This is a genomic window from Acinetobacter sp. YH16032 (assembly GCF_013417345.1).
Taxonomy (GTDB): Bacteria; Pseudomonadota; Gammaproteobacteria; order Pseudomonadales; family Moraxellaceae; genus Acinetobacter.
The window spans coordinates 1-1,686 of the sequence record NZ_VPEE01000130.1; the positions used below are offsets into that span (position 1 = coordinate 1).

At 33.5% G+C, this 1,686-nt stretch carries 3 protein-coding genes; all 3 read left to right on the forward strand.

Translation table 11 applies throughout. The annotated features are described in order from the left end of the window. Positions 1 to 270: 270 nt before the first annotated feature. Positions 271 to 798 (forward strand): plasmid pRiA4b ORF-3 family protein, encoded by a 528-nt coding sequence (locus tag FTV32_RS16865; protein ID WP_000537572.1) that lies wholly within the window; start codon positions 271 to 273, stop codon positions 796 to 798. Positions 799 to 903: 105 nt separating this feature from the next. Then, positions 904 to 1,152, forward strand: a complete 249-nt coding sequence (locus tag FTV32_RS16870; RefSeq protein WP_035270376.1) for a type II toxin-antitoxin system HicA family toxin — start codon at positions 904 to 906, stop codon at positions 1,150 to 1,152. Then, positions 1,149 to 1,484, forward strand: coding sequence for a type II toxin-antitoxin system HicB family antitoxin (locus FTV32_RS16875; RefSeq protein WP_035270373.1), 336 nt, complete (start codon positions 1,149 to 1,151; stop codon positions 1,482 to 1,484). Before FTV32_RS16870 ends, FTV32_RS16875 begins: the two co-directional genes overlap by 4 nt. Positions 1,485 to 1,686: the final 202 nt, after the last annotated feature.

Here is a 1,686-nt window from a genome sequence, read left to right on the forward strand (position 1 = left end):
CCAAGCAGACGTGCACAGAAAACAGTAATCAAAGAACGAAATCTGAATCCTGTGCTTGACTTGGAAATGTCTGTATAGGACATTTCTATTTGGTTATTAGGTAGGACATTTCTACTTAGGAATAACAAAAAAAACCTGGGCACCAACCCAGGTCTAAAATTTAAAAAACAGATAAATATCAGTGCAATAAACTCATTTTTCTAATTTCGCATAAGGTGTATTATGTTAATTTTAGATTTACTAAAACTATTTTTTGAGAACTAGGCTGTTATGGGAACTGTAAAGCTCAAATCTTCTGATGAAGTTTTTCAATTAAAAATTAGTCTGCTAGGTAGTGATCCTGAAATCTGGAGAACTATTCAAATTTCATCGGCAGCTACTTTATCTAGGCTCCATAAGGCAATTCAATCTGCTTTTGATTGGGAAGATAGCCATTTACATGAATTCACGACTATTAAGCATGAAAAGATCAATAAAAGACAAAAATTGAAAGAAGTTCTACGTGTAGGTAAAAAAATTATATATACATATGATTTTGGCGATTGTTGGGAACATTTGATTACTGTAGAAAGCAGACAATCTCCTGATTTAAATAAAAAATATCCATGTTGTATAGATGGTCAAAATCATGCTCCATTTGAAGATATTGGAGGAATTTTTGGATATCTTGATATTTTAGATGCATTACAAGACCCCAAACATCCAAGATATGACGATTACATGCAAATTATCGAGGATGAAATAGGAGAGATAGAGTTTGATCCGACCTACTTTAATTCACATGATATTAAGTTTTAAACCTGATTTAACATAAGGGCTGTTATACGGAATTGCAACTAAATATAGTTGCAATTATTATTTAAAAGTAACTATACTTAGTTGCAATAGCAGTAGGGCTGAAGTATGGGTAAAACGGAAAAGTTACTGGAAAAATTTGGAAATTCAAAAAATACATTTCCGTATAAAGATTTAGTCGTTTTACTGAATCAGCTCGGCTATGAAAAATTTGAAATGGTAGGCTCTCGTGTCCGTTTTTTTAATACGAAAACTGAACACATGATTTTACTGCACAGGCCACACCCTGAAAATGAAATCAAAGGTGGGGCTTTGAAATCTGTAAAACAGGCACTCAAGCAGGAGGGATTTTTATGAGCTATTTAAAATACAAAGGTTATCTAGGTACAATTGAACCTGATCTTGAAACAGGTGAGTTATTTGGAAAGCTTGCATTTATCCGTGATCTCATCACTTATGAAGCAGAAACATTAAAAACTCTTGAACAAGCTTTTCAGGAATCTGTCGATGGATATTTAGAGTCTTGTGCTGAATTAGGTAAAAAACCCGATCAGCCATTCAAAGGTACATTTAATGTCCGTATTAGTCCTGAGTTACACCGTAAAGCTGTTTTAGCATCAAGTGATAATTCTCTTAATGCTTTTGTAAGCGATGCGATTCAAGAGAAATTAATGCGTTTAGGTGCTTAATTTATTGAAGCCTAGATTGACATCTAAAAATTGAAAAAAATTAGTAAAAAAGGGAGCTTACAGCTCCCTTTTTTGTGTTATTCCTAAGTAGAAATGTCCTACCTAATAACCAAATAGAAATGTCCTATACAGACATTTCCAAGTCAAGCACAGGATTCAGATTTCGTTCTTTGATTACTGTTTTCTGTGCACGTCTGCTTGG

What these genes read in the sequence shown, in the direction of transcription:
- FTV32_RS16865 (WP_000537572.1), top strand. Translation starts at nt 271, where the DNA reads ATGGGAACTGTAAAGCTCAAATCTTCTGATGAAGTTTTTCAATTAAAA.
- FTV32_RS16870 (WP_035270376.1), top strand. Translation starts at nt 904, where the DNA reads ATGGGTAAAACGGAAAAGTTACTGGAAAAATTTGGAAATTCAAAAAAT.
- FTV32_RS16875 (WP_035270373.1), top strand. Translation starts at nt 1,149, where the DNA reads ATGAGCTATTTAAAATACAAAGGTTATCTAGGTACAATTGAACCTGAT.